The organism is Flagellimonas alvinocaridis (genome assembly GCF_004916895.1).
Taxonomy (GTDB): Bacteria; Bacteroidota; Bacteroidia; order Flavobacteriales; family Flavobacteriaceae; genus Flagellimonas; species Flagellimonas alvinocaridis.
Genome location: NZ_SNTZ01000013.1, coordinates 43,277 through 65,556, shown reverse-complemented (window position 1 = coordinate 65,556; position 22,280 = coordinate 43,277). Strand labels below are relative to the sequence as shown.

Genomic DNA, 22,280 nt, shown 5'->3' with positions numbered 1-22,280 from the left:
ATTAATTGTTTTATGTTATTTTGAAAGTGTTACGTTATAATGTATTGTGACTTCATTACCAGTTTTTATAGTACCTAGCAAGGCCTTGGGCGGTTCTATATCAAAATCTGTTAAGAGGATGTCCTTTTTTCCTATTAGCGAAATGCTACCGTTTTCAATATTGATTTCAACAGGCATTTGTAGGCTTTTGGTGGTTCCGTTTATGGAAAAATCGCCTTCAAAAACTGCATTTTTACCTGAAACCAATGTTACTTTTTTACCCTTAAATGAAATGGTGGGATGCTTTTCTGAATGAATAGCGTCGTACATTTTTTTATCCATTCCAGATTTTCCGCTCTTTAGATTTTCTGACTTAAAACTGAACGAAAATGCTGTTATGTTTTGTAATTCATTTTCATCTTGAATAACCGCAATCTGTCCTGAAAATGTATCAACGGTACATTCCCAATCGTGCAGTGAGGATGTTCCAGAAACCGAAACAGCAAAACTCTCGGTCGTTTTAAATATTTGACTTTGTTGTGCTGTACCAATGCTTGACAGCAACAGAAAGGCAAAAGCAATTGTTATTTTTTTCATTGTTAATCTGCTTTAAATTATGAGACAAAAGTAGGGTGGTAACTATACCTTTTTGCTGATGTGCGTCATTGCAATCGATGATGTTTATCATCAAATTGAGAAATAAAAAAAGAAGAGCCAGCACGAATGCTGACCCTTCCTTACAAACAACAAAAGCTACTCGTTGAGTTCCTGAATTTGCTTTTCAAGAACTGTGATGCGCTCTTTCAAACGTGCTTCACGCTTTTTCCTTTCTTCCGCATATTCCTTTTCAATATTTCCAATTTTGGTTTTATAATAGCCTTGCATCGCATTGTAGAATGAAATGTTCGTCAAGTTATTTACGTGATTGCTTTCGCCGAAATGCACTTGCTTTGTGAGAATGTACCGTATCAGCTTATGGAAGATTTCTTTTTTGAAATTCTTCTTAAAATTCTCGACGATTTCCACATCTTTCATCTTTGAAGTATTTCCCAATAATTTTGAAAAGAACCTTTGCCTTCCAACATAGTCCACATTGTTTTCATAAAGCGTTAATGAGAAAGCCACCATTTCATCTATCGAAAGTGTCTTCTTCATATCAATATATTTTGTGTTTCTAATCATTTCCACAACTTCTTCAAATTGCTTGTTGTTCTCAATTTGCTTCTTACGGATTTCTCTCTCGTTGATTTTGATGATTTGTTCTTCGGGTGTACAATCTGCCATTTTTCTGTTGGCCAATGGTGCCGAATAATCTATTGATTCATCTTTCAATTTTTCAATAATTTTTATGAAGACTTCTTTATTCCTGTAAGTTTCAGGATGGAACAAAATGCCATTGACAAATCCACCTTCTTCTGCTGAATTGAATTTTTCCAATGCTTCTTTATAATTCTGCATTGCTTCATCCAATTCTGCCTTTAATTCATCTTCAGAGTAATCGTAATGTTGATACTCTTTCTGAATAGCTTCGATTGTTGGCTCAATCGGATTCTCTATAATTTCAACATCATCCAGCAGATATACTGTCAATCCATTCTTTTCTAATTGCGATATAATGAGCTGATTGTTTTCGTCATCTGCCCAATACTGTCGTATTTCAGGGATTAAAAAGATATTCTCTTTCTTGGACTTTTCAATCAGGTTTAAGAACGATTTACTTTTCTTAGTTTCAAAACAGGCTGATTTTGTGCAGACCATTTTACCATCGCCGAACAGATTACCTTGATTAGCTGCATTAAACGGACATTCAACACAAGACCCAGCTTTCGGGACCAATTTTTTATCGGCCACATCAAAAGATGCCTTTTCCAAATCATAGGTCTGGTCCTTAATCATTCTGTTGATTTGATGGGCACTGAAATCCTCACCCATCGTTTCCAGCATCATCTGCTGTTCTTCCGGTTCAAAGAGCGCTACACCTACACCCAATGATATGGTCATTTCGCCATTGCGTACAAATTGCTTGAAACCATCAATCAGTCCAGCCAGTTTAAGTCGCTGTCTGATGAAGTTATCCGTTCTACCCAATCGCTTCGCAATTTCGGTAGGTGCATATTTTTCACTTAGGTAAGCAATAGCTTCGGCTTCTTCGGTAGGTTCTACATCTTGACGTTGCAGATTTTCGATGATTTGAACTTCCAGAACATCATTGTTCTCGTATTCCCTGACGATACACGGAATTGTTTTCTTTTTTGCCAGCTTAGTTGCTCGATAGCGACGTTCTCCCATCACGATGATGTAATCCTTTCCAGATTTACGAACTGTTATTGGTTGCAGAACACCGTGTGCTTCGATACTTTCAGACAGTAACTTTAAATGGCTGTCATCAAAAGTCTTTCTGGGTTGTTTTGGGTCGGGCTTGATTTTGCCTATTGCCAGGTTCTGAATTTGAAGTCCAGTTGACTTTCCATTCATTTTAGATGCAGCAGAAACTTTTTTTCGACTGCTCTTTCTTGTGGTACTTGCTTTTGTTGTCATAATACTCAAATTTTTGATTAAACAATATTTGAGCAAAACCAAACGGAAGATAAAATCTTGGCTCAAAAGGAAACGGAATAAATGAACAGGGGAAGAAGCGTAGGCTTTATGCCGTAGTCTTTTGATGGAAGTATTTTACGAGTTTATCTTGCGGGTATATTGTATGATAATAAACCTCTCTTACGAAGAACTAAAGTCTTGTATTACATAAATTATATTAACCAAAAATAAAATAAATAATGTTTTAGCTTAAATGATAGCAATTTACATCAGTGTAAATTATGTTCTGAAAACAACAAAATGTTGTACCTATGTTGTACCCAAGCCATAAAAAAAGGCTTCACATTTCTGTGAAGCCTTACTCTGCTTAGTAGCGGGAACTGGACTCGAACCAGTGACCTTCGGGTTATGAGCCCGACGAGCTACCTACTGCTCTACCCCGCGATGTGGACGGCAAATATACAACCGTTTTTCGGTTATTTCCAAACAAATCCCAATATTCCTAAATCATTTGGGGCTATACTGCTGAAAATCCCTAAATTCGGAGTTTTTGACCCTATGAAAGCAATCAATGATTTTCTGTCCTCCATACTGCCATACACCGAATGGCCCATGTTTCTATTGCTGATAGGAGGGGGGATTTTCCTGATTTTTTACTCGAAATTTACGCCCTATCGCTATTTCGGGCACGCCATTGCCGTAGTTTCAGGAAAGTATGATGACAAGAATGCCAAAGGGGATGTCAGTTCATTTCAGGCATTGTCCGCAGCGGTGGCGGCCACTGTAGGTTTGGGAAATATATCTGGAGTGGCCATTGCCATCCATGATGGGGGTCCGGGTGTTGTTTTTTGGATTTGGATGACAGCCCTTTTGGGTATGGGTATAAAATTCTATTCCGGTAGTTTGGCCATTATGTTTAGGGATACCGATGCCGATGGAAAATTGCAGGGAGGTCCTATGTTTTACATCACCAAGGGAATGGGAAAATGGGCAAAGCCCATGGCCATTTTTTTCAGTATTTGCGGATTGTTCGGTTTTCTGGGCGTGTTTACCGCCAACCAGTTTACAGAAGCTTTTATGGGCGTGGTCAAGCCCCACGAAACCTTACTGGCCACTAGTGAATTTAACTGGAAGCTGGGCATTGGGTTCATTTTGGCCATAGTTACCTCCATTGTCATCTTTGGTGGACTCTCCAAAATCGCCAAGGTGGCTTCGGCCATTGTACCTTTTATGGTTGGGGTATATCTCTTGGCCGTGATTTTTGTGATGGCGAATAATGCTGGCGAGGTATTGCCGGCCCTTAAGATGATTTTTGTGGAGGCTTGGAATTTTGATACTATAGTCACTGGTGGATTCTGGGGCCTTGTGATTGTTGGGGTACGCCGTGCCATGTTTTCCAATGAAGCCGGTCTGGGTAGTGCACCCATGTACCACGGCCAATCCCGTAACGATGAACCCACCAAGGAAGGATTGGTGGCCATGTTGGGCCCATTTATAGATACCATAATGGTTTGTACCTTTACCGCCGTGGTCATTATTTTGAGTGGGGCGTACCTGGAGGATGGCAGCGGAATTACCATGACCATGACCGCTTTTGAAACAACGCTTTATGGGGTCGGGGACATTTTGTTAATGGTGATAGTAACGGCATTTGCCCTTTCCACACTGTTTACCTATTCCTATTACGGGGTAAAATGCCTTTCATTTCTAACAAACCCCAAAGTGGGTAAGTGGTACAATGTATTTTTTATTGTGATGGTGGTTTTTGCCACAATTGCATCGTTGGATTTGGTAAAAAATCTCATAGATTTATCCTATGCCCTTATGGTCATTCCCAACATGATTGCCGTACTGTATTTATCACCGAAAGTAAATGAGTCGGCCAAAAACTATTTTAAAAAATTGAAGCAAGGTGGCGCATAGATCAGGTTTTGTAAATATCATTGGAAATCCCAACGTAGGGAAGTCTACCCTAATGAATGCCTTTGTAGGGGAGAAACTTTCCATTATCACCTCCAAGGCCCAGACGACCCGTCATCGGATTTTGGGTATTGTCAATGGGGACGATTTTCAGGTAATCCTTTCCGATACCCCGGGAATCATCAAACCCGCCTATGAGCTGCAATCTTCCATGATGGACTTTGTAAAATCGGCCTTTGAGGATGCCGATGTGTTGCTCTATATGGTGGAAATTGGTGAAAAGGCACTCAAGGATGAAGCCTTTTTCAAAAAAATACAGAACAGTAAGATTCCGGTATTGCTGTTGCTCAACAAGATAGATACGTCGGACCAAGTAGCTTTGGAGGAACAGATGCAGCATTGGCAGGCCGTGCTTCCCAATGCAGAGATTCATCCCATATCAGCCTTGGAGAACTTCAATGTAAAGGAAGTCTTTGAACGTATTTTGGAATTGCTGCCCGAAGCCCCTCCTTACTACCCCAAAGACCAATTGACCGACAAACCCGAACGTTTTTTTGTCAATGAGACCATCAGGGAAAAAATATTACTGCACTATAAAAAAGAGATTCCCTATTCAGTAGAAGTGGAGACTGAGGAGTTTTTGGAAGACGAGGATATCATCCGAATCCGTTCCGTGATCATGGTGGAGCGCGATACCCAAAAAGGGATCATTATCGGCCACAAGGGAAGTGCCCTAAAAAGAGTGGGTGTGGAAGCTCGTAAAGACTTGGAAAAATTCTTTGCAAAGCAAGTACATATCGAACTCTATGTAAAGGTCAATAAAAATTGGCGCAGCAACAGTCAACAGCTCAAGCGCTTTGGGTATAACAACTAGACCGATTCTCGGGGGAAGCCTGAGACCATTTTCCTAAAAAAATCCTTGAGTTGCTCCATTTGGGGCTTTCCCTTGGATTTTCCCATACGGCCAAAAGCATATAGCCCAAACCAAATCAATACCAAGAAGAACATGCCCACGAGCAATAGGGTCACATCCTTTCCCAACGAATGGTTGGAATAGGCAAATACACCCAAGATCACAAAGAGGGTGCCCACTCCAAAATGCAGGAACATAAAAAAGGTCCAAAGCGTGGGGTTGGGACCAAATACCCCATGGATTTGACTCTCCCCTTCCTCAAAGGAAATAAGTTCCAGATGGAGCTGTGGGGACCAAAAGGTGATTTCAGAGGGTTGGAACCGGATGTAGATGTGCTCGTCCAAACGTTTTACCACAAATTGTCCGTCCACAACCGAGTCGAAAACCTGTTTTAAATGGTCCAAATCGGTTTTCAAGGCCAACTGAAATCGGGGCCGAAGGACAATCTCATTGGTGAAATCACTCATAACATATTGAAATAGATAAAAGAAGGTATCATTTTTTCTTCATAATAAATGGTACTTTTGCCAAAATTTAATGCTGATGGGAGCTATAGTAGCCATCGTAGGGCGACCCAATGTAGGGAAATCCACATTTTTCAACCGATTGATACAACGCCGGGAGGCCATAGTGGATGCCGTGAGTGGGGTTACCCGTGACCGTCATTACGGGAAGAGCGACTGGAACGGTCGTGAATTTTCCTTGATCGATACGGGAGGATATGTGTTGGGGAGCGATGATGTTTTTGAAAAGGAAATCGACCGGCAGGTGGAACTCGCCATAGGCGAGGCCGATGCAATCATCTTTATGGTCGATGTGGAATCCGGGATCACGGGTATGGATGAGGATGTGGCCAAATTGCTCCGCAAGGTAGATAGGCCAGTCTTCTTGGCTGTGAACAAGGTGGATAATACACAACGAATGGCAGACGCCGTGGAATTCTATGCCTTGGGATTGGGCGAGTATTACACCCTTTCCAGCATCAACGGAAGCGGAACAGGGGAGTTGCTGGATGCTTTGGTGGAAGTACTTCCCGATGTGAAGGAAGAAGAGAGTGAATTGCCTCGTTTTGCTGTTGTAGGACGACCCAATGCAGGAAAATCTTCTTTTATAAATGCCTTGATTGGGGAAGACCGTTACATTGTAACCGACATTGCTGGAACCACCCGGGACAGTATCGACACCAAATACAACCAATTTGGGTTTGAGTTCAATTTGGTGGATACCGCCGGAATCCGAAGAAAATCCAAGGTCAAGGAAGATTTGGAGTTTTACTCCGTAATGCGCTCCGTGCGGGCCATTGAGCATTGTGATGTTTGCATTTTGATGTTGGATGCCACCCGTGGTTTCGATGGACAGGTGGAAAACATTTTCTGGTTGGCTCAACGGAACAACAAAGGAATTGTGATACTGGTGAATAAATGGGATTTGGTGGAAAAAGAGACCAATTCCGTGAAAGAATACACCGCTAAAATTAAGCAGGCCATCGCACCTTTTGAGGATGTGCCCATTCTCTTTATTTCGGTAATGACCAAGCAGCGGATCTACAAAGCCATCGAAACGGCAGTGGATGTCTTCAAAAATCGTTCAAAGAAAATCGTGACCCGAAAGTTGAACGATATAATGCTCCCTATCATTGAGCATACCCCGCCACCGGCCTACAAGGGCAAATACGTGAAGATCAAGTTCTGCACCCAGTTGCCCACGCCCTATCCGCAGTTTGCTTTTTTCTGTAACCTACCGCAATATGTGCGCGACCCGTACAAGCGATTTTTGGAAAACAAGCTCAGGGAGCATTTTGATTTCACCGGAGTGCCCATCACCATTTTTATGCGGAAAAAATAGGCTCAGTTTTCTGAGGCCAACCGAACCTGGATGGATTGTTCAAGGCGATTGCCCAAATGGTCGGTGGCAGAAAGCACATAATCCCCCGGTTTGATGTCCAGAATAAGTTCATGGAAATTTTCGGTCTTGCCCAAGTAGGTTTCGTCCAGATACCAGTACACAATGGCATTGGACTGCTGATGTGCTAATTTCAGAACAATATCGGAAGTTGTATTGCCCAAATCCTTGGGGAGCAAAATGGTCTCGTTCCGTTTCGGATAAAGAAAATCCATAGGTTGGCTTTCCATGGAAGAACATCCGTCCAGATACGGAGGTAGCGGTGCGTAATTGGGGTGCGATGTGGTATAATAGTACTCCAGTACGGGGGGAAGCACAAACCAGTTTTGGGCCACCATGTCTTCCAAAGGGTAGCAGTCAGAATGCACCCGAAATTGTTCCGAGTCATCCAGAAATATCTGCTGATGATAAGTGCAAGGGCCACTTCGTGTACCGTGGGTGGGCACATACTCCTTTTGGGTCTCATTGCAGTACACCGAAGCCCGGTATCCACTTTGGGTACATACCTCCAATTCGGTCAGGTCATCAAAAGGTTCTTGGAACCAGTTGCTGTAGGGTAGGGCATCCAGTACATCAAAAAGAATGGGTGCTGCAGCCGTTATTCCTGTTAAGCCGGGTCTGCCTTCCCCATCGGCATTGCCCACCCAAACCCCAATGGTGTATTTGGGAGTTGTGCCTACGGCCCAGGCGTCCTTAAACCCAAAGCTGGTGCCTGTTTTCCATGCAATGGGTTGGGAGGAATCAAAAAATTGCCAATTCTCGCTTCCTTCCGGGCGGTTCACCTCCATCATGGATTGAAAGGTGCCATAAATGGCCCCCGCGCCAAAAATGGGAGGGTCAAATTGTTGTTCCCCAAAATCCAGTTTATCCTCTAGAAGATAAGAAGGTTCCAGAAACTCGGTTGGGCGGTAGGTGCTCGAGTGGTCCACAAAATAATTCAATGTGGAGGCCAAGGCAGCATAGGTTTGGGTGACCTCCCATAAAGAGCTTTCGGCTCCCCCGAGAATCAAGGACAATCCATAATACGAAGAGGGGCGGTCCAGTGATTCCAAATTCATTTTTTTGAGCTTGTTGTAGAATTTTTGCAACCCATATTCCCTGAGCAATCGTACCGCAGGGACATTCAAAGAGCGGGAAAGTGCCCTGCTGGCCGGTACCGCGCCCACATGTTTTTTGTCGAAATTCTGAGGATGGTATCCATTAATGACCGTGGGAACATCCTCGACCAAACTATGGGGCAACACAATACCTTCATCGAGCAAGGAAGCAAAAAGAAAGGGTTTTAGTGTACTGCCCGTACTTCTATTCTTGGTGATGATATCCACATAATTGGCATGGTCTTTCCCCGAAGGGGAATTCCCCACATAGCCCAAAACCTTTCTGGTTTCCACATCTAGGACCAAAATGGCCAGATTATGGATTTCGTTGCTCTTTAGTTGCTGATAGTGCCTTTCGGCCAAAAGGTTGAGTCGATTCTGCAGGGGGCGTTCAATAGACGTTGTGATGCGTTGTCCAGGATGTTCATTTCTAATCCGTTCCGTGAGATGGGGTGCCACATCTGGGAGGGGCATGGGTTTTTGGGGCAAGGGCTCCTCCAAGGCCAATTCATAGGTGGTTTCGTCTATCACACCCTTATCCCGTAGCTTTTGCAGCAATCGGTTACGTTTGTCCAAAAGCACCTGCTCATTTCTGCCGGGAAAGATCAGGGAGGGTGCATTGGGTAAAATCGCCAATGCCGCCGATTGCCCCCAACTCAATTCATGGGCGGGAAGACCAAAGTAGCGCCATGCAGCCGTTTCCAATCCTACCACATTGCCGCCATAGGGGGTATGCGAAGCGTATAAATTCAGAATCTCCTCTTTGGAATATCCCAACTCCAAGCGGGTGGCCATAAAAATCTCAATACACTTCTCCCAATAGGTTCGACCCCTGTTTTTCCGACTTAGACGAATCACCTGTTGGGTAATGGTACTTCCTCCCCTGCGGTTTTTTTTGGTGAGGTTATGTCCAATCGCCTTAACAATGGAGATGGGATTGAAGCCGGGATGTCTGTAAAAATATTCATCCTCAAATAATAGGATGCATTCTTCGAAACGCTTGGGAACCGAGTCCAACTGGGGAAACCGCCATTGCCCGTCATCAGCAATCCTGGCCCCAATCAGAATCCCATCGGAACTGTTGACGACCGTTGAGGTAGGATCTTCGAACAGTTTTTTGGGCAGACAGAACAACCATAAAACCAAGATAGCACCAAGGACACTTATCTTGATTTTATGCTTGGCAAGAGTATTTCGCAGGGTCGCTATGTTCTTTATCCACGCCACATCACTGAACCACTTTAATCCATTGTCCTTTGTTTCGGGCTTGGTAGTTATTGTCGTACATGGCTTCGGCTTGTGCTCCGGGCAGATAGTAATCGCCTAGGAATGAAGCATTCAGTTTTATCGTGAAGCTTTTTGATTTTTTCGGACCAAGGTCAAAATATAGATGGGTACGGTCGTCCCTTGTATCCACATAATCCGCTTTGGAAGCATTACCATTGTCACCACCCGCATAGGAAGTGTCCACGATTTCCCATCCGCTGGGCACAATATGGGTCAGGGCCACATTGTCCACATAATCATTGGAACTGTTGTAAATCGTGATTTTTGCCTGAAACTCGCTTCCTTGCCTAAGCTCGTTCACATTGATTGCGTTTCCAATGGCATCCAGATAGGCAACGGACAGATTCAGGTTTTGCTGTTGGGCCAATTCTTCACCAACAGGAAGTTTTCCGGTTTGCGTGAGGGTGGCATAAATGATGTTGCCCTGTTTGTTGTTTATCTGCAATTCATTGTTGAAAGAAGTAATGACAAGACCTCTTTGGGCAATGGCCCTATCGGTTTTTAGGGTCGTTTCTTTCCCGTTTTGAGTGAAGGTCAAATTAATGGACTTACCACCGTTCTTCAGCACCATTTTAGATAGGGAGAGTAGGGCGTAGGCCGTTTCCTGGGTGCTGTACCAATGTTGTGATGATAGGTTTTTGGCCAAGGAAATTGCCAGCTCCCGTTGTTGGGCATCCCCCAAAATGACCAAGGTTTCCAATGCCATGGCCCGGTTTCGGAACACAGAACCATAGGTTCTGTAATTGTAATTGTTGGGAGTGAAGTTGATGTTGGCCTTTTGCGCAATCTCTTGTGCCACTTCTTTCTTTCCAGCCAAGGCGTAAGCCGCTGCCAAACGCCATTTGGCCTCGTTGCTCAGGTTTTTGGATTCGCGGAGTCGGTTCATGGCTGCCAGTTCCGGTTGTTGAGCCAAGGCCAAGGTGTAGAGGCGGTAAGCCTGTGCAACATCAGTGTTGTATCCCGTAGCCTGATTGCTCCATTGGCGGGCCGTATTCTTTTGGTATCGCAGCCAATTGCTCAAGAAGGTCAATGGTAGCTGATACCCTTGTTGTTTGGCCTCCAACATAAAATGACCGGCATACGAAGTGCCCCAATCATCAACATTGCCATAACCAGCCCAATAGCTGAGTCCGCCAGATGGGGTTTGAAAATCACCCAACCTGCGGATGGCCGCCTTCACGTTTTTCTCGATGTCTTTTTTTCGCTCAAAGGTGATGTCCAAGATATCGGCCAAGAACAACTGCGGGAATGCGGCGGAAGTCGTCTGTTCTACACAGCCATGGGGGTAGCGCAGCAGATAATCCATCCGTTTTGAGAAATCCATGGGGGGGAGGGTGGAGAATTCCACAAAAGCCTCATTGGTTCCCGAAGTGCCGAAGGTTTCAAAGGATAGGGTCTGCGAACCATTGGCGGCGATGGTGTGCAGTTCACTTTTTGTGGTGATGGGGTTGGGGTTTTCCACATCAATTTCGGTTTCACTACTGGCATTTTCCCCAGCGCCCGAAGCTTTGACCTTTATGGTTTGGTAGGAGGTCGCGGGATTGACTTTAAAGTCAAAATTCACGATCTGTTCCCCAACCGAGCTGAACGTAATGTTTTTGGAGGTGCCTTCAACGGGTTCCAAGGCTTTGCCCGCATCAATGGAAACCGTTACGTTTTTTACTTTGGGTTCCATGGCAAAGACCGTCACAGGGATGGTCACTTTTTCGCCGGGGGACAATTTTCTGGGAATGGAAGTCAATACCATCAGAGGCTTGCGAACCGGCGTGGTTTTTTCGGTATTCCCATAAGCGCTGTTACGATTTCCGGCCACCACCATGGTTCGGACGGCACCCACATAATTGGGCATGTCAATGGTATGGGATGCTTTTTCGCCAGCTTTTAAGGTGAAGGGACCCAAATAGGTGACTACAGGTTTAAAGCGTTGTGCCTTGCGATTTTTGGCCCCGGCTCCGATACCACCCCCACCAATGGCGTAAATATTATCCACACTGATGGAATAAGCCCCCATGACATCATCAAAAATATCGAAGGTCTTTACGCCCAAGGCCTGCCTTGCGTAAAATGAACTGTGAATGTCCGGGGTCTTGAAACGGGTCAGGTCCAATAGACCTTCGTCCACCACGGCCAAGGAATAGGTCATAGGTTTTTTATTGGCTTCGGAAACGGATATGGTATAAGATTTCTCAGGTTGCAGCACCTCGGGCATGGTAAGTTGTGGTTCCAAAAAGGTGGCTGGGTTTTCAACCAAAAGGGGTACCACGCCATACAGACGGATGGGCAGATCATTCTTTACCTGTCCATGGGGTTGCAACAACGAGATATTGATATAGGCATTGGGCGCCATCTCGGCCGTAATGGGTATGGTGGCCTTGGTTTCTTGGGCTGAGGTCTCGATCCACTGTTGGGAAAGAACCTCGGTTCCGTTTTCAATACTGATCAAAGCGCGCCCACCTCTATCCGAAGGGAAGGTAACCACAGCTTCTTCACCCAATTGGTATTTTTCCTTATCAGCGGAGAAGACCAAGATTTTGGAACTTTCGGTATCCCCGGAAGCGGGTCTTTTCCACCAATTTCGGTAGAAATAGGCGGTTCTTCCTGTGGCGTGGCCAGAGGCTTCATCAATCACCCGAATCAAGAAACGCCCGCCTTCCTCGTCGGGAACATTGATGTTGAAGTTGGCTTTTCCATCTGCACCTGTGGTAATTTCCATTTCCTTGAAGGGACGATGAACCGTGGCGTTTTCATATCGTGAGAGATTGTCATAGCCCCGGTTCCACCACCAGCGCCATTCAATTTTGAATACTTGAACCTTTAATTTTCGATTCCCTGATGGTTTTCCCTGATCATTGACCGAAACCACATCAAAAGAGGTGTTCTCATCGGTGAGGAAGGAGCCATATCGTTTGGCTTCTGGTGAGCGAAGACCCACAAAATGTGAAAATGGAGCCAGTTTTTTGGAGAAGACATCGATGGAGAAATCTCCACCGCCTTCAAACACTTTTGTGGTAAAAGTAGCCTGCAGCATGCCAGGAGCATTGCCATTGATGCTGATTTTTTCGTTGATGTCCAAAACCCCATTGGCATCCAATTTTGAGGTGATCCATTGTAGCTCGGTTTGGTTGAAACTCCGCACGGGATCTTGAAAAACGTACCCCTTGAAGTTGGGGAAGGCGCTGCTGCTTTGCTGCAAAGAGGCATTGATATCGATCTTAAGATTTCGCGCGGGTGCTCCGTGCAGCCATTGCACCGTTGCTTTACCCTTATTGTTGGTGTTGGCCTTAAGGACTTCATCATCAAAGGTAAAGTCTACTTTGAGTCTGTTGGGCTTTACGGTGGCCACCTTTAAACTCTTATTGAACTGGGCCCCGCCCACAATGATTTTGGCATTCCAGGTCCCGGTTGGTGAGTTGGGTTGGGTGGGAATGGGGAAATAGTGGAACTTTTCCTCTTTTTTGGCATAGAGACCTTCAGATATGTGAGCGGCTTCCCCGGTGAGCACATTGCGCTGCACCAATTTGCCACGGGCATCGCTGACCTCCAAGGTTACCGGATGATCTTTGGGCAAGGGATTGCCCTTGTCGTCCAATACAAAGGTAAGGTGGATGACATCGCCCGGGCGGTGTACCCCTCTCTCGGTATAAATGAAACCCTGAAGTCCCTTTTGAAGTTCTTCCCCGGAAACATCAAATTTGCTCAAGGAAAGGGCATTGCCATCCGCTAGTTTGGCATAGGCAAAGTTGTTGTTCTTTTGGGCCACGGCAAAAGCGATGGACTTATCACTGTCAAAAACGGCAAAGCCAGAAGCATCTGTGGTCACTTCACCCACCAATTGCTGTTGGAAATTGTACAGTTTTATGGGAGTGTCGGCTTCCGGTTTGGTGGTCAGTAGATTGGTCACTGCAAAATGATGGGAGCGATTGTTTCCTTTTTTTACGATAAGCCCAAGATCACTGCCCAATAAGTTGGTGGATGCAATACGATCGTAGTTGTAATAGGCTTCATGACATGGATTGTCACGCTCTTCCCAGTTGTAGTTGTAATTTCTCCAATAATAGATTTCATTGTCCCAATACCGCTCCTCCAGAGATTCATCGCTGGAGCTTTGGGAAGTATACTCTTGGGTTTCTTCTGGGTTGTTTGTATTGCCACAATCATAGGTGGTGTGCTCTTTTTTAAAACTGAATTCCACTCGGTACAGGGAACCAGGGTGAATTTTTATCAACTCGGATAGGTCCAATGCATGGGCCTTCCAGTAGCTTGAGTTTTCAGTTCCGTTTTCCGCCAAGGGAATGACCTTGTAGGCTACCCTTCGCCCCACAGGTCTAAAATCGGGGTCGTAATCTTGGGTGAGGTCATTGTTTTGGAGGTATTGCAGCATATTGTTCTCAAACACCTGGATCACCCGTACTTCAACGGCGGAAAGGTTCACGGTTTCAAAATAAATGGGCGTGGATGCCGCATTGGGCAGAATGGTTCCTTTGGAAATGAGCCGAACGGCAGGCTTTAATTGCTCAAAGGAAACCAGTTCCGAAAATGTGTTTTTCAAGGTAAAGCCATATTCGCTTTTTATACCCTCAAAGGCATTGACCCGAACCTCGCCCAAGATGCGGTTGGATGGATATACTTTGAGCAAGTTCCCATCAATTTCATAACGGAGGCTCTCCGCATTTTCAATGGTGACCAGACCCTTTAAATTTTGGTTTGGTTTAAGGGGTTCTGAAAAATTAAGGGTCAGTACCGCGTTGGGTGCCGAAGTGGTCTTGGCGTCCACAATCACAAATTTGTTCAATCCAGGAATGGGATAGGTCTCGGAGCCTTGGTTGTCCACACCCAACGCCTTTCCATTCCAATTGATAAGCAGCTCACTATCCTCTGTTTTTCGTGAGATACTGTCAATTCGGAAACTGAAGTATTGGGCATTTTCAGCAGTTTCGTCCCATGTAACCGGTACGTTATTGCCATTTTGCTGTACGGAAAGTACTTGAATGGCCTTTGAGGCCTCCAAGATATCGGAAGCATCCAAGGTCCCGGTCAAATATTGCCAATCCTTGCTGTAGGATTGCAAGGTACCCAGATTGATCTTAAAGTTTGGGGCAATGGTCTTAAAGCTGAAGGTGTATTTTTTAAAATCTCCCTCAATATCCTCAAAAAGTTTATTGAGGGCCACTGTGACGGTATACTCGGTATTGGGTTGTAGGTATTCCGAAGGTTGGAAGATAAGTTCCCGTCCATTTTCTATGATCAGTTTTCCATTGACCTTAGGAGAAATCTTGAAATATTCATTGGGGAGTTCCTGGGTAAGTTCAAATTGTTCCAATTGCTGGGCAAGGGCAAGGGTAATGGGTGTGGAAATACTTTGGTTGCCATGGGTATGGTAACTGATATAATCCTTGAACTTAAAGAGGTTGTCCGTTGCGGTTTCATCAGATTTTTTCTTACAGGAAACAGCTAAAACAAGTAGGGATACGAAGAGAAATTTACAAAAGTGGGACATGCCAAACGGGAATTGATTAAACTAAGATTTTGCCAGAACCAAGATAGTTAAAATTGGATACAAGGCTTTTACTAGTTTACGGATGGCGTCTATGGATTTACGAATAGATTCTTGGACTAGGATGTCTCATTATGAAACATTTATGATTTCTCTAAGATTGATTGAATGATAAAAGGAATATCTTGAATCTCATCAACAACCATCAAAAAACAACATCATGATTCAAAAATTAAGTGTATTCTTTTTGGCAATGGTCACTTTTGGGACACTTCAGGCCCAGTCAGATTATCAATTGGTAGAGCAAACCGTAAATTATTATCTGGACGGAGGGACCAATAACGATTTTGAAACCTTAAAAAAGGCTTTTCACGAAACTGCCACGATGAAATTCATTGGTAAAGAGGGGTATACTGAGGTGAACGCCATTGAATTCTTTGGAAAAGGAATGAAACCAGGACCGAAACAGGACAGACAAACGAGAATTGCAGATATCACCATTGCAGGGAATGCGGCCAACGCAAGATTGGAAATTGAATATCCCACATTTACCTTTATTGATTTCATGAATCTGCTGAAGATTGATGGGGAGTGGAAAATTGTGAGCAAGATTTTTTATAGGAAAGTAGATTAGATAGCAGGCTTACCAACCTCCAGAGGCACCGCCGCCGCCGAAGCCGCCACCACCGAAGCCACCACCAAAACCGCCGCTGCTCCCAAAACCTCCGGAGGAACTGGAACTACGGCCCATATTGCTGAGGATAATCATGTCCCAGATGTCGAGACCGCTGCCCTTACGTCCACCACCTCTACCATTGTTGTTCTTTCGGCTCCAAAGGATGATTAGGATAACGATGAAAATAATAAAAGGGAACAGGGCCTTGAAAGGAAACCCTGGGGTGTTTTCAAAGGTTCGGTCTTCCGTGAACTCTCCATTAAGGACCTGAAAAATGGCATCTGCCCCTTTGTCCAGACCACTATAATAATCTCCTCGCTTAAATTCAGGGATGATAACGGACTCAATGATGCGCTTCGACATAAAATCAGTCAAGGAGCCTTCCACACCATAACCTGTGTTAATGGCAATCCTTCTGTCGTCCCTTGCCAAAAGCACCAAAACGCCATTGTCCTTATCTGCTTGTCCTATGCCCCATTTCTGCCCCCATTGCGCTCCCAAATAATTAATGTTTTCTCCTTCCGTGGAACTGATTATGGCAATTACAATCTGTGTGGAGGTACTGTCCGAATATAGGATAAGCTTTTGCTCCAAAGCTTGACTTTGGGATGATGAGAGTAGATTTACATAATCATAGACGCTGGTCTGCTTTTGGGGCTTTTTAGGTATGGTGAACTGTCCCCAAGCTATGGAAATACATAAAAAAACAAGTACAAAAAGGCTAGCCCTTGGATATAGCATCGCTCAACTCGTTGGTGTCGTTATGATCCCATGGAAAATGGGCCTCCAATTCCTTTCCTGCGGTTAATACACCCTCTACGATTCCTTGCTTGAAGTTTCCGTTTTTAAAGTGGGAGGCCATAGTGTCTTTGGTGGTGTCCCAAAACCCTTTCGACACGGCACGGTCAATACCTTTGTCACCATAGATTACAAATTTTTTGTCGTCCACGGCCACATAAATGAGGACCCCATTGGCCTCCTTGGTATTGTCCATTTTCAAAAAATGGAATAGCTGTTGGGCCCTACTGAAATGGTCTATTTTGGAAGTGGCTTCAATGTGTACACGGACTTCACCAGAGGTGTTTTTCTCGGCTGCAATGATGGCATTGATGATTTCTTGTTCTTCCTCTGCCGTTAAAAATTCCTCTACGTGCGACATGTCTATTCAAAATCGAAGTTGACATCCGGAGCATTTTCAGACCCTGGATTGGAAGCGAATAAGGCCATTTCATCAAAATTGGCCAAACTAGCTATAATATTGGTGGGAATTTGCTTGATTCTGATATTGTATTCCCCAGCCAGATCATTGAATCGGTTCCGTTCCACATTGATCCTGTTCTCTGTGCCCTCAAGTTGGGACTGCAACTCCAAAAAGTTTTGATTGGCTTTAAGTTCCGGATAGCGTTCCACGGACACCAAAAGTCGGGACAAGGCAGAGGATAATCCCGTTTGCGCCTGCTGGAACTCAGCCAATTGTTCAGCAGTAAGGTTATTGGCATCTATGGTGGTTGAAGTGGCCTTGGCCCTAGCTTCGATTACCTCGGTAAGGGTTTCGCGTTCAAAGTCCGCAGCACCCTGAACCGTTTTTACCAAGTTGCCAATAAGGTCGCTTCTTCGTTGATAGGAGCTTTCCACATTGGCCCATTGTTTTGTGGCCTGTCCCTTCATATCGACCAGCATATTGTTGGTGCGGATATACCAACCTCCAATGATTACCCCCAATACAATTAGGATGATAATGGCGATGATACCTTTTTTCATTTTCTATGGTTTAGTGTTATAGTTGTTCTTTGATTTTTATGAGCTCTGCCTTGACCTTTTGTAACTTTTGGATGACCTCAAAGGTGGAAAGGGTCTTTTGCTTCTCTTCCTTCAAATGGATTTTGGCACCCTCCAGGGTAAAACCACGTTCCTTGACCAAATGATAGATCAGTTGCAGATTATGGACGTCCTGTGGAGTGAACTTACGGTTGCCCTTGGCATTTTTTTTGGGTTGAAGTACATCAAACTCTTTCTCCCAAAAGCGGATAAGGGAGGTGTTCACTCCAAATGCCTTGGCCACTTCGCCAATGCCATAGTATCGTTTTTCGGGAAGTTCTACGTGCATTAATCCAGGGATTGGTTCTCTTGGTTGGCAAACTTGAGCATATTCTCAAACTCTTCCGCTGTTAAACTTCCATAGTAGAAGTTAATGGGATTGATGCGCTCATCATCCTTAAAAACCTCATAGTGTAGGTGAGGTGCTTCGGACCGCCCTGTGTTTCCAACAAAACCAATGAGGTCTCCCCGCTTTACTTTTTGCCCCACGGTTACGTTGTACTTGCTCAAGTGCGCATATAAGGACAGGTAACCATATCCATGATCTATTCTGATATGCTTTCCATATCCAGAAGATCTATTGTCCGCCCGAGTGACTTTTCCATCTCCTGAGGCATAAATGGGTGTGCCTCGGGGAGCAGTGAAATCCATGCCCCAATGCATTTTACGGGCTTTGGTAAAGGGATCGGAACGCCAACCATAACCAGAGGCCATTCGGGTTAGATTTTCGTTGCTCACAGGCTGGATGGCTGGGATGGCTGCCAATAATTTCTCTTTCTCCTCGGCCAATTTGGCAATTTCATCCAACGACTTGGATTGGATTACCATCTGTTTTTGGATGATGTCCAACCGCTTTGTAGCATTTATAATAATTTCGGAGTTGTTGAAGCCTTCTAAGGATTTGTATCGGTTTACCCCACCAAAACCAGCTCTACGTTGCTCTTCTGGGATAGGATTGGCTTCAAAATACAAGCGGTAGATATTGTTGTCGCGGTCTTCAATATTGGCAAGAACCTGTTCCATCTGTTCCATTTTCTTACCTAAAATTTCATATTGAAGCTCATAATTTCGAACTTCACGTTCCAACGAAAGCTCTTTGGGAGTATTCACCCAACGGGTATTCAATAGAATGGTAAGGCCTAAAAAACCAAACAGGGCAGATGCCAAAAGAAACAGAAAAAGATTCCTGTATTTTTTGGATTTCTTTGGTTCGATCTTTCTATAGGAAAGCGTATCCGGGTCGTAATAGTACTTAACTTTAGACATGAAGGGATTTTATCCTATTTTTGCTCACTCTTTTTATCAAAACAAGCAAATATAAAAATTGTTTTGCTTAAAGTGTTAAATTTAAGAAAACCCTAGCAATTGCAATGACATCCCAAGAAGTTAGAACCCAATTTTTAAACTTTTTCAAAGAGAAGAACCATAAAATAGTGCCTTCTGCGCCCATGGTGATGAAGAACGACCCCACTTTGATGTTCACCAATGCCGGCATGAACCAGTTCAAGGAATTTTTCTTGGGAAACACCGTTCCAAAATCCAAACGGGTCACGGATACCCAAAAGTGTCTTCGGGTAAGCGGTAAGCACAACGATTTGGAGGAAGTGGGCAAGGATACCTACCACCATACCATGTTCGAGATGTTGGGCAACTGGAGTTTTGGGGATTACTTCAAAAAAGAGGCTATCCAATGGGCTTGGGAATTGTTGACAGAAATATACAAGATTGACAAGGAGAGCCTATATGTTACTGTTTTTGAAGGGAGCAAGGATGCCGATCAACTGGAAATGGACAAGGAAGCCTATGATCTATGGAAGGCCATTGTCCCTAAGGAGCGTATCCTTATGGGAAACAAAAAAGACAATTTCTGGGAAATGGGGGATCAAGGCCCCTGTGGCCCCTGTTCAGAAATTCATGTAGATATAAGATCAAAGGAAGAGAAAGCCAAAATCCCAGGGGCTTCCTTGGTCAACCAAGATCATCCGCAAGTAGTGGAGATTTGGAACTTGGTCTTTATACAATATAATCGAAAAGCAAATGGATCTTTGGAAGATCTTCCAGAAAAGCATATTGATACGGGAATGGGCTTTGAGCGTCTGTGCATGGTATTGCAGGGAGTGCAATCCAATTACGATACCGATGTATTTACCCCCCTTATCCGTGAGATTGATACCATTACCGGGCAAAAATATGGGAAGAATGAAGAGACTGATATAGCCATTAGGGTAGTGGCTGACCATATCCGTGCCGTGGCCTTTGCCATTGCGGATGGGCAGTTGCCGAGCAATACCGGAGCGGGCTATGTTATCCGAAGGATACTCCGTAGGGCCATTCGTTATGGCTTTACCTTCTTGGGAACCAAGCAACCTTTTATCTACCGGCTGGTAAATGTTTTGGTAGAAAGTATGGGGAAAGCTTTCCCCGAGCTTCCCAAGCACCATCAATTGATTGAGAATGTGATCAAGGAGGAAGAGAATTCCTTTTTGGGTACTTTGGAGCAAGGATTGGTGCTGTTGGATTCGGTCATTAAATCCTCAAAAGATAAAACTGTTTCAGGGGAAAAAGCTTTCGAATTGTACGATACCTTCGGATTCCCCATTGACCTTACTTCTCTGATCTTGGAAGAGAAAGGATATAAATTGGATGTGGAAGGTTTTGAAAAGGCCTTAAAAGCCCAAAAGGATCGTTCACGTGCAGCTTCCGAAGTCTCCAAGGACGATTGGACGGTGTTGATGCAGGATTCCGAAGAAGAATTCATTGGGTATGATAGCCTTGAGGCAACCGTAAAGTTGGTAAAATATAGAAAGGTGACCAGCAAAAAGGAAGGTGATCAGTATCAACTTGTGTTCAATCTTACCCCGTTCTATGCCGAGGGAGGTGGACAGGTAGGCGACAAAGGGTATCTGGAGGCATCCAATGGAGATGTGACCTACATTGTGGACACTAAACGAGAAAATAATGAAATTGTCCATTTTGCCGATGGTCTTCCCAAAGATGTTTCGGGAAGTTTTAAGGCCGTAGTGGATAAAAAGCAACGCTGGAGAACGGAATGTAACCATACAGCGACGCATTTGTTGCATCAGGCGCTTCGTGAGGTTTTGGGGGGTCATGTGGAACAAAAAGGTTCAGCGGTCCACTCCAAATACCTTCGTTTCGATTTCTCCCACTTCTCCAAATTGACTGTCAAGGAACTCCGGGATGTGGAAAATTTTGTCAATGCCCGTATTGAAGGCCAGTTGCCCTTTCAGGAAAACAGAAATGTGCCCATCAAGGAAGCCATGGAACAAGGAGCCATGGCGTTATTTGGTGAAAAATATGGGGATACCGTCCGTACGGTCCGTTTTGGTCAGTCCATAGAACTGTGTGGTGGGACCCACGTAAAAAATACGGGTGACATCTGGCATTTCAAGATTGTTTCCGAAGGGGCCGTTGCAGCGGGAATCCGAAGGATAGAGGCCATTACCTCCGATGCGGCCAAGGATTTCTACTTCCAGAACAATCGCATGCTCTATGAAATCAAAGACCTGTTGAGCAATGCCCAGGATCCCGTAAAGGCGGTTGCCGGGTTGCAGGAAGAAAATACAGCCCTTAAAAAGCAAGTGGAACAGCTGCTGAAAGACAAGGCCAGAGGACTCAAAAACGAATTGATTTCAGAATTGAAGAACATCAATGGTGTACAGTTTTTAGCCAAAAAGGTAGACTTGGATGCGGCTGGTATCAAAGATTTGTCCTTTGAGATAGGAGGGCAAGTTTCTGACGTATTCCTATTGCTCGCTGCGGAAAATGACGGAAAAGCGTTGCTTTCGTGTTACATTTCCAAGGATTTGGCGTCCAACAAGGGACTGAATGCCGGGAGCATTGTACGCGAACTGGGCAAGCATATCCAAGGAGGTGGGGGCGGACAGCCGTTCTTCGCTACTGCCGGGGGTAAAAATCCCGAAGGCATTCCGGTCGCTTTGGCAAATGCCGAAGAGATGATCAGGACAACAACATAAGCATGGGCTTCTTCAACATAAAAGGTATCAACTGGAAATACATCTTCGGAGAGATTTTCCTGCTGTTCGTGGGTATCAATCTGGCTATTTGGTTCAACAATTGGAACACGTCCAAGGGCATGGAAAAGGATAAGGTGGTCGCTTTGGAAAAGATTGAAGGGGAGATCAAGGCCAATTTGGACCAATTGGTGAAAGATCATGAAGTGAACCAAAAAATACCTTCCTTTTTTTCTGATTTTGACGCCCTAGAGGCTGAAGACGGGAGGTTTGTTACCTCACCCGAAACCATGGGGGCACTTCAAAAAAAATATCCTGAGTATATCCGGGAAGTGGACTCCACTGAAGTGGGTGATGGCCAGTATGCCTATCGAATCGATTCCTACATTAATCTTGAAATCACCGATTTGAGCAGTATTGCATGGGAAATCTCAAAATCCACAGGGATATTCCATGAATTTGGCTATGATTGTCTGTACGACCTGCAATCCCTGTACAATACCCAAGATTTGGTGAAAAACGAATTGAACAAGGCAACGGAAGCCTTGCGAAATACATCCATGAAGGATTTGGTACGTACCTTGGGCATCTTGAAACAACTGGAGGAACAGTTGGAAAAGCAATACCGGGACATGCTCCAAAATATCAAGGATTGCAGATAAAA

General features: G+C 44.6%; 16 protein-coding genes and 1 tRNA gene. 6 read left to right on the top strand and 11 right to left on the bottom strand.

All coding sequences use genetic code 11. From position 1 onward, the window contains the following. Positions 1–15 precede the first annotated feature (15 nt). The 3 genes from EZV76_RS15170 to EZV76_RS15160 all read right to left on the bottom strand — a co-directional run bounded on the left by EZV76_RS15170 (position 16) and on the right by EZV76_RS15160 (position 2,961). Entirely contained in the window at positions 16–576 is a 561-nt protein-coding gene (locus EZV76_RS15170) for a YceI family protein (protein ID WP_136567416.1), read from the bottom strand. Between the two features lie 156 nt (positions 577–732). Beyond that, a complete protein-coding gene (locus tag EZV76_RS15165) occupies positions 733–2,517 on the bottom strand; it encodes a ParB/RepB/Spo0J family partition protein (RefSeq protein WP_136567415.1) in 1,785 nt (594 codons plus the stop codon). Between the two features lie 371 nt (positions 2,518–2,888). Next, positions 2,889–2,961: transfer RNA gene (locus EZV76_RS15160), tRNA-Met, on the bottom strand. 114 nt (positions 2,962–3,075) lie between these two features. Between EZV76_RS15160 and EZV76_RS15155 the strand changes: the two genes are divergently transcribed. Further along, the gene (locus EZV76_RS15155; RefSeq protein WP_136567414.1) at positions 3,076–4,440 is read left to right on the top strand and encodes an alanine/glycine:cation symporter family protein; all 1,365 of its coding nucleotides are present in this window, start codon (positions 3,076–3,078) and stop codon (positions 4,438–4,440) included. Continuing rightward, a complete protein-coding gene (gene era / locus EZV76_RS15150; protein WP_136567413.1) occupies positions 4,430–5,311 on the top strand; it encodes a GTPase Era in 882 nt (293 codons plus the stop codon). Before EZV76_RS15155 ends, era begins: the two co-directional genes overlap by 11 nt. Here the strand turns inward: era and EZV76_RS15145 are convergent. After that, positions 5,308–5,817, bottom strand: a complete 510-nt coding sequence (locus tag EZV76_RS15145; RefSeq protein WP_136567412.1) for a GTP-binding protein — start codon at positions 5,815–5,817, stop codon at positions 5,308–5,310. The two genes, era and EZV76_RS15145, sit on opposite strands and share 4 nt — an antisense overlap. Positions 5,818–5,893: 76 nt before the next feature. Here EZV76_RS15145 and der point away from each other — a divergent pair, with 76 nt between their 5' ends. Beyond that, entirely contained in the window at positions 5,894–7,195 is a 1,302-nt protein-coding gene (gene der / locus EZV76_RS15140; RefSeq protein WP_136567411.1) for a ribosome biogenesis GTPase Der, read from the top strand. A gap of 2 nt (positions 7,196–7,197) precedes the next feature. Here the strand turns inward: der and pbpC are convergent, their stop codons facing one another. Then, positions 7,198–9,576, bottom strand: coding sequence for a penicillin-binding protein 1C (gene pbpC, locus EZV76_RS15135; protein ID WP_236640938.1), 2,379 nt, complete (start codon positions 9,574–9,576; stop codon positions 7,198–7,200). A 1-nt stretch (position 9,577) separates the two neighbouring features. Further along, complete coding sequence (locus EZV76_RS15130) at positions 9,578–15,133, bottom strand: alpha-2-macroglobulin family protein (RefSeq protein ID WP_136567409.1); 5,556 nt, start codon at positions 15,131–15,133, stop codon at positions 9,578–9,580. A gap of 217 nt (positions 15,134–15,350) precedes the next feature. On the opposite strand from EZV76_RS15130, the gene EZV76_RS15125 reads away from it, so the two are divergent. Next, entirely contained in the window at positions 15,351–15,764 is a 414-nt protein-coding gene (locus EZV76_RS15125; protein WP_136567408.1) for a nuclear transport factor 2 family protein, read from the top strand. 9 nt (positions 15,765–15,773) lie between these two features. Here the strand turns inward: EZV76_RS15125 and EZV76_RS15120 are convergent, their stop codons facing one another. From EZV76_RS15120 to EZV76_RS15100, 5 genes are read right to left on the bottom strand one after another with little or no spacing between them, the layout of a single operon-like run. Next, positions 15,774–16,547 (bottom strand): TPM domain-containing protein, encoded by a 774-nt coding sequence (locus tag EZV76_RS15120; protein WP_136567407.1) that lies wholly within the window; start codon positions 16,545–16,547, stop codon positions 15,774–15,776. Further along, positions 16,528–16,965 (bottom strand): TPM domain-containing protein, encoded by a 438-nt coding sequence (locus tag EZV76_RS15115; protein ID WP_136567406.1) that lies wholly within the window; start codon positions 16,963–16,965, stop codon positions 16,528–16,530. Before EZV76_RS15115 ends, EZV76_RS15120 begins: the two co-directional genes overlap by 20 nt. Positions 16,966–16,967: 2 nt before the next feature. Then, complete coding sequence (locus EZV76_RS15110; RefSeq protein WP_136567405.1) at positions 16,968–17,567, bottom strand: LemA family protein; 600 nt, start codon at positions 17,565–17,567, stop codon at positions 16,968–16,970. A gap of 16 nt (positions 17,568–17,583) precedes the next feature. Continuing rightward, positions 17,584–17,913: a MerR family transcriptional regulator gene (locus EZV76_RS15105; protein WP_136567404.1), complete on the bottom strand. Its 330-nt coding sequence runs from the start codon at positions 17,911–17,913 to the stop codon at positions 17,584–17,586. Beyond that, a complete protein-coding gene (locus EZV76_RS15100; RefSeq protein ID WP_136567403.1) occupies positions 17,913–18,890 on the bottom strand; it encodes a M23 family metallopeptidase in 978 nt (325 codons plus the stop codon). The genes EZV76_RS15105 and EZV76_RS15100 overlap by 1 nt, the downstream gene beginning before the upstream one ends. A gap of 104 nt (positions 18,891–18,994) precedes the next feature. Here EZV76_RS15100 and alaS point away from each other — a divergent pair, with 104 nt between their 5' ends. Beyond that, a complete protein-coding gene (gene alaS / locus EZV76_RS15095; RefSeq protein ID WP_136567402.1) occupies positions 18,995–21,619 on the top strand; it encodes an alanine--tRNA ligase in 2,625 nt (874 codons plus the stop codon). Between the two features lie 2 nt (positions 21,620–21,621). Then, a complete protein-coding gene (locus tag EZV76_RS15090) occupies positions 21,622–22,278 on the top strand; it encodes a hypothetical protein (RefSeq protein ID WP_136567401.1) in 657 nt (218 codons plus the stop codon). Positions 22,279–22,280 lie beyond the last annotated feature (2 nt).